General features: G+C 73.2%; 5 protein-coding genes. 2 read left to right on the top strand and 3 right to left on the bottom strand.

Annotated elements, in window-relative coordinates; genetic code table 11:
* Positions 1 to 67: 67 nt before the first annotated feature.
* Both AB8Z75_RS29260 and AB8Z75_RS29255 read right to left on the bottom strand, forming a co-directional pair.
* On the bottom strand, positions 68 to 1,036 hold the full coding sequence (locus AB8Z75_RS29260) for a virginiamycin B lyase (RefSeq protein WP_369207210.1): 969 nt from the start codon (positions 1,034 to 1,036) through the stop codon (positions 68 to 70).
* Positions 1,033 to 2,778 carry an ABC-F family ATP-binding cassette domain-containing protein gene (locus AB8Z75_RS29255; RefSeq protein WP_369207208.1) on the bottom strand — a complete coding sequence of 582 codons (1,746 nt, stop codon included), beginning with the start codon at positions 2,776 to 2,778 and terminating at the stop codon, positions 1,033 to 1,035. Before AB8Z75_RS29255 ends, AB8Z75_RS29260 begins: the two co-directional genes overlap by 4 nt.
* A 357-nt stretch (positions 2,779 to 3,135) precedes the next feature.
* Between AB8Z75_RS29255 and AB8Z75_RS29250 the strand changes: the two genes are divergently transcribed.
* Positions 3,136 to 3,798 (top strand): TetR/AcrR family transcriptional regulator, encoded by a 663-nt coding sequence (locus AB8Z75_RS29250; RefSeq protein WP_369207206.1) that lies wholly within the window; start codon positions 3,136 to 3,138, stop codon positions 3,796 to 3,798.
* Positions 3,799 to 4,024: 226 nt separating this feature from the next.
* On the opposite strand, the gene AB8Z75_RS29245 is transcribed toward AB8Z75_RS29250, so the two are convergent.
* On the bottom strand, positions 4,025 to 5,569 hold the full coding sequence (locus AB8Z75_RS29245; RefSeq protein ID WP_369207205.1) for an MFS transporter: 1,545 nt from the start codon (positions 5,567 to 5,569) through the stop codon (positions 4,025 to 4,027).
* A 108-nt stretch (positions 5,570 to 5,677) separates the two neighbouring features.
* Here AB8Z75_RS29245 and soxR point away from each other — a divergent pair, with 108 nt between their 5' ends.
* Positions 5,678 to 6,109: a redox-sensitive transcriptional activator SoxR gene (gene soxR, locus AB8Z75_RS29240; RefSeq protein WP_369207203.1), complete on the top strand. Its 432-nt coding sequence runs from the start codon at positions 5,678 to 5,680 to the stop codon at positions 6,107 to 6,109.
* Positions 6,110 to 6,157: the final 48 nt, after the last annotated feature.

Genomic DNA, 6,157 nt, shown 5'->3' with positions numbered 1-6,157 from the left:
GCCCGGGGCGGGGGGCCGAGTCGGGTCGGCAAGAGGTCGGTTGGGGCACCGGCAGGCGGCGTCGCCGTCACGGCAGGGTGATGCCGAGGCATACCACCTCCCCGCTCTCCAGCGCGACGTAGAGATCCCCGTCAGGGCCGACCGTCAGACCGTGCGGCTCCGAGCTCGGAGCCGGCAGGGGATGTTCGGTGATCCGGCCGTCCGGTGTGCGAGCCGCGATCCTTCCCGCCGCCCACTCGGTGACCCAACAGGTGCCGTCCGGGGTCCTCGCTACCGCGTGAGGGCGGCAGGTACGGTCCGGCAGCGGATACTCGTCCACCCGGCCGTCCGTGGTGATGCGACCCAGCTGACCCGCCCCGATCTCCACGAACCACAGCTCTCCCGAGCCGTCTTCCTTGCCAGGGCCACTGGTGATGCCCACGGGAGCGGCGCCCTCGGTGAGGACCGGGTGGACGGTCACCGTGCCGTCGAGGTCGATCCGGCCGATCGCGTCCGCCTGGTTCAGCGGGAACCACAGCGCGTCGTCGGGACCGGCCACCAACGCCGAGGGAAAGCCCTCGCACGGCAGCGGGAACTCGGTCACCTCACCGTCCGTCGTGATGCGACCGATGCGGTGGGCGCTGGTCTCGGTGAACCAGAGAGCACCGTCCGCCCCCGCCGCGATGCCGTACGGGCCGCACTCGGGCGTCGGCAGGGCGAAGGACTCCGTTCGGCCGTCCACGGAGATCCGGCCGATGCGGTGGTCCCGGTAGCGGGTGAACCACAGGGCGCCGTCAGGCCCCGGTGTGATGACCGTAGGCCCGCAGTCGGGCGCGTCCAACGGGTGGGTGGTCACCTCGCCGTCCGGGGTGAGGCGGGCAACCGCACCGGCGTGGACCAGCGTCGCCCACAGGGCGCCGTCCGGTCCGGTGACGACGTCGTAGGGGCCTGCCTCGGCACCGAAGGTGGCCACCGTCCTCACCCGCGCCGACGTGCCGGCCGGCGGCGGGACGGAAGAGAAGGACGTCATCGCGGAGGTCGATTGGGCGTGTGTCACGAATAGCTCCTGTCCTCGGCCGCTCCCAGCGGACGCGGTGCTTTTCCTTCCAGCGCGAGGTGAGCGCCCCGCCAGCGCTGCCGCAACCTGCGATCGTGGCTCACGACGACCAGCGCACCGTCGTAGGCGTCCAAGGCCTCCTCCAGCTCCTCCACCAGAGCGGGGGAAAGGTGGTTGGTCGGCTCGTCGAGCAGCAGGACATCGGCCGGTTCGGTCACCAGCCGGGCCAGCGCCAGGCGTTGCCGCTGGCCGGTGGAGAGCCGCGCCACCGGAACCTCGAGCCGCTCAGCGGCGAACAGCCCCAGCGACAGCAGCCGTTCCGCGTGCTCCTCGATCGGTCCTGGCCTGCCCTCCGCGTAGGCGTGGAGGAGCGACGCTCCGGTGGCAGCCGCGATCTCGGGCTCCTGGGGGAGGTAGCCGATACGGCCGCGCCGCGAGATCCGGCCGGTGTCGGGCTCCGCACGACCTGCCAGCACGTCGAGCAGGGTGCTCTTCCCCGCGCCGTTCGGCCCCGTCACCAGCAGGCGCTCACCCGCCGCGACCGTCAGGTCCGTACGGGCCAGCCTGCCGCGCACGCTGAGGTTCTCGGCGTCCAGCACCGTGCCGCGCAGACCCGAGCTGCTGGGGCCCGAGCTGCCGGTTCCCGAGCCGCTGGGGCCCGAGCCGCTGGGGCCCGAGCTGCTGGGTCCCGAACCGCTCAGCGCCGCGGTGAACCGCAACGGCACCGGCGGGGGCGGGACAGGATCGGCCAGCAGGCGGCGCAGTCGTTCCTCGGCGTTGCGCACGCGGCCGGCGACGGACTGCTGGACACGGCCCGCCGCGCGGTCGTACGCCATCTTGTTGCCGTCCTTCATGGCCCGGCCGGGGGCGACTCTGCGGGCCGTGGTCGCCGCGGTCTCCCTGAGCCGCTCCGCCTCGGCACGCCAGCGCGCATGGGCCTCAGCCCAGCGACGGCGAGCGGCTGCCTTCTCCGCGAGATAGCCCGCGTAGCCGTTGCCGTAGCGGACCACCTGCCGGCGGTCGGCGTCCACTTCCCACAGCGTCGTGGAGACGCGCTCGAGGAAAGTGCGGTCGTGGGAGACGGCCACCGTCGTGCCGCGACGGGTGCGCAGATGTTCCTCGAGCCAGCGCAGCGCGGCATCGTCGAGGTGGTTGGTCGGCTCGTCCAGCAGGAGCACCTCGGGGCTCGCCGCCAGCAGCGCGGCCAGCCTCAGCCGCACGCGTTCGCCTCCGGAGAGGCCCTCCACGGTCCGCTCGCGGGGCAGCACTCCCAGGCCCAGCCCGTGCAGGGCGCGTTCGACGCGGGCCTCCGCCTCATAGCCGCCGCGGAGCTCGAAAGTTGTCAGCAGCTCGCCGTACTCCCGCTGCGCCTTCTGCGAGCTCGGGGACGGCCTCCCCGCCGCGTCGGTCTCCGAGATCGCCCCCTCAAGGGTGCGCAGGCGCTGCTCCATGGCGCGCAGCTCACTCAGCGCGCCGTCGATGACCTGCTGAACGGTCGACGCGAGCGGGAGCCGCTCTTCCTGGGCGAGATGTCCGACGCCGCCCTCGGCGTGGACGATGATCTCTCCCTGATCGGGTTTCTCCTGCCCGGTGAACAGGCGGAGAAGTGTCGTCTTGCCAGAGCCGTTCTCGCCGACGATCCCGGCACGCTCACCCGCCGAGAGCGCGCAGCTCACTCCGTCCAAAACCGTCCGGCCCGCATACGACTTCGTCACGGCCGAGGCCGAGATCTGGGTAGGCATCCGTGCTCTCCACAGCGATCGAGGGGGAAGCGGCCACGGCGGGCCGCAGGACCGGGGACACGCTGGGGATGAGCATCGGCAGTTCCTCACTCCACGTCGTCGGCCGTGCGGGCAGCACCCGCCACGGCTTTTACCGCGACACCTGTCGCGTTAAGATGGTGACACGATGCCACCCCGCCCGCAAGTGCAATCCGACGACGGACGGGGCGGAATGAACCCGAAGAGGGCGGGCGAGGTCGGGGGGAGGGACGGACCAGGACGCCCGGGCAGGAGCGGACAGGGGCGGACAGGAGCGGAACGCGGACCGGCGCGAGACGAACGCGAGACGAACGCGAGGAGATCGGAGACGCTGTGGCGGTGACGAAGAGGGAAGCGGAAGGCAGCAGCGAGGCGGGGGAGCCCCCGCCTCCCGCGGCACGGCGACCCGGGGGGCGGACGGCACGCGTGCGCGACCAGGTACGCGCGGCCGTCGGCCCGCTCCTGGTGGAGCACGGGTTCGACGGGCTGTCCGTGGACGCCGTGGCGGCCCGCTCCGGGGTACACCGTGCGACGGTCTACCGGCGTTGGCGCGATGTCGGCGGCCTGCTCGCCGACGTTCTGGACGCGGCCGGCGCGGACAACTGGACCGCGCCGGACACCGGCTGCCTCGAAGGGGACCTGCGGTCGCTGAACGAGGAGGTGCAGGACGCGCTGAGCGAGGAGTCTTCCCTGGCCATGGCGCTGATCGCCTCCTCCTTCCGCTCCGCGGGGGCGGCGGACGCGCTCCGCCGGTTCTGGGAGGACCGCTACGAGCGGTGCGCCGACGTGGTGGACCGCGCCGTCGCACGAGGTGAACTCGCGCCTCCCGTGGAAGCCCGGAGCCTGCTGGTGGCCGCGACCGCCCCTCTCTACCACCACCTGGTCCTGCTGCACGGCGCCCCGGACCCGGCGCTTCCCGGCGAGGCGGCCCGCACCGCGGTGCTCGCGGCGCGCGCCGGAGCGTTCAGCGCTCGAAGTAGCCCGGAGTCACCGGAGCGGTGAAGCAGCCCCGGTCCACGCGGCTCCCGTGAATCATGCGGCCCACACGGCTCCCGTGATACCTGCGGCTCCCGTGAATCCTCCGGCTCCTGTGACCACCCGGAACACCGCCTGGTCACGTGCAGACCAGGGCAGACCCGGGACAACCGAGTGCGGGTCGCCATATCTGAAGAGAGCTGCTCGGACGCGGAGCCGACCATGCGGCGGCCCCGGTGCCCGCCGCCGGGCCCTACGGGGTGCCGTCCGCGCCGTCGGTGGCGCACGGCACCGGCCGGCCGGTCTCGGGAGAGGACACCGGCTGCCCGGCCTCGGAAGAGGACACCGGCTGCCCGGCCTCCGGGGAGGGCCGCGGCCCGGCGCTGTTCCGCCACGCCGCCGTGGCCCGCCAGGCGCACCACGCACCCAGCAGGCCGGTCAGCGCGATCCCGCACAGCGCGACGCGGGCCTGGCCCTGGGGGGCGGGCCCGCCGAGATGGACGAGGACGCCGACGACGGCCGATCCGACCGCGTTCGAGACGAGTTGGACGGTGTTGATGGCAGCGGCAGCCGTCTCGCCCTCGTGCTCGGCGGTGACTCCGCCCATGACGCGTGTCGTCACATGCGGCCAGGCGATGCCGATGCCCGCTCCGCCCACCAGCAGTGCCACCACCCATACGAGTGTCGCCAGGCTCCCCATCGCCTCGACGACGAGCAGTCCCGCGGTCAGGTAGCCGGCCGTCACCAGCAGCGGGGCGCCGGACGTCACCAGGCTCTTGGTGCGCGGCCTGGTCGCTCCCGCGCTCGGGATTTCTCCCAGGGTCCAGCCCAGCGCGATGGCGGCGCCGGCGAAGCCCGCCAGCAGGGGTGCGAGACCCGCCAGCCGCTGGCCGAACAGGGGGATGAACGCCTCCATCTGCGAGGCGACGGACAGCAGGGCGATCGTCGCGTAGCACCAGGGAAGCGGTGAGGAGCGGGAGAAGGCCGAGCGGGGCAGGACCTGCCCGCCACGGCGTCTGTCCCAGGCGAAGGCGAGGGTGAGACCGAGCGCGGCGGCCACCAGCAAGGCGACCAGCACGGGGGTCGAGCCGACCAGGTTGCCGAGGCTGACGAGCAGGACGGAACAGGTCAGCAGTGCGATCGTCAGGGGGGAGGCGGCGGGAGGTACGTCGCCGGCGCGCGTGCCGTCGACGGCCAGCGGCACCAGAACCGTCAGCAGGAGCGTCGCCACCAGGAGCGCCACCAGCGCGCCGCGCCACATGTCGGCCTGGGCGAAGGCGCCTCCTGCCGCCGGGCCCAGGAACGTGCCCACTCCCCACATGCCGGACACCAGCGCGGTGCCCAGGGCCCACAGCCGCTCCGGCAGCACCGACCTGATCAGCGCGTACCCCAGCCCGCACAGCAGTCCGCCGCCGAGGCCCTGCACGAAGCGGCCCGCGAGCAGGACCTCCATACCGGGCGCCGCGGCCCCCGCCGCGGTTCCGAGAGCGAACAGTCCGAGCGCGGCGTAGTACGCGTTGCGGGCGCCGAGCCGCGGCAGTACGGCGCTCACCAGCGTGGAGGAGATCACCGACGCCAGCAGGAAGACGGTGGTGACCCACGCGTAGAAGCGGTCGCCGCCGATCTCCTCGACGGCTGCGGGCAGAAGGCTCGTCGTCAGGAACACGTTGGTGGCGTACAGGCCGACGCCGCCCGCGAGAACCGCCACCACCCGGCGGTGCCGGCGGCCGAGGATCTCGCGCCAACGCCCCTGGTCGGCACCGGTTTTCGAGGACGACTGGTCGGTCTCGACAGGCATGCGGCGAACATAGGACCTCAGGTTGACCTGAGGTCAATGGCGTATCGTCCCACCATGCCGACACAGGAGCGGAAGCCGGTCCCTGGGCGTGGCCCGACGCCCCACCCGATGCCCGAACCTCGCCCCAACGAGCTGCTCACCGTGGGGGAAGCCGCACACCGCAGTGGCGCCACCGTCGCCGCGCTGCACCACTACGAGGAGCTCGGCTTGCTCACCCCGCAGCGCACCTCAGGCAACCAGCGCCGCTACCCGCGCCACATGCTGCGGCGCATCGCACTGATCCGGATGGCGTCCCACGTCGGCATCCCGCTGGCCGACGTGCGGGAGGCGATGGCCGAGCTCCCCGCCGACCGCGCGCCCAACCGGGCCGAGTGGCGGCAGTTGACGGGACTGTGGCAGGAGGCGATCGAGGAGCGGCTGGCCACCCTCCAGGAGATGCGCGACCAGTTCGTCGCCTGCATCGGCTGCGGGTGTCTGTCCATGGCCCGCTGCTCGATCGTCAACCCGCGCGACCGGCTCGCCCCCCGGCCCCCGGCGTGAACGGCCCGGCGGCCGGCGGCCGGGGGCCCGGCGGCCGGGGGCCCGGCS

This window comes from Streptomyces sp. PU-14G (assembly GCF_041028275.1).
GTDB lineage: Bacteria > Actinomycetota > Actinomycetes > Streptomycetales > Streptomycetaceae > Streptomyces.
This window is presented reverse-complemented; position numbering and strand designations above follow the sequence as displayed.

Excerpts from the sequence above, each read along its gene's own strand:
- AB8Z75_RS29255 (WP_369207208.1), bottom strand. The coding sequence starts at position 2,778 with ATGCCTACCCAGATCTCGGCCTCGGCCGTGACGAAGTCGTATGCGGGC.
- AB8Z75_RS29245 (WP_369207205.1), bottom strand. The coding sequence starts at position 5,569 with ATGCCTGTCGAGACCGACCAGTCGTCCTCGAAAACCGGTGCCGACCAG.
- soxR (WP_369207203.1), top strand. The coding sequence starts at position 5,678 with ATGCCCGAACCTCGCCCCAACGAGCTGCTCACCGTGGGGGAAGCCGCA.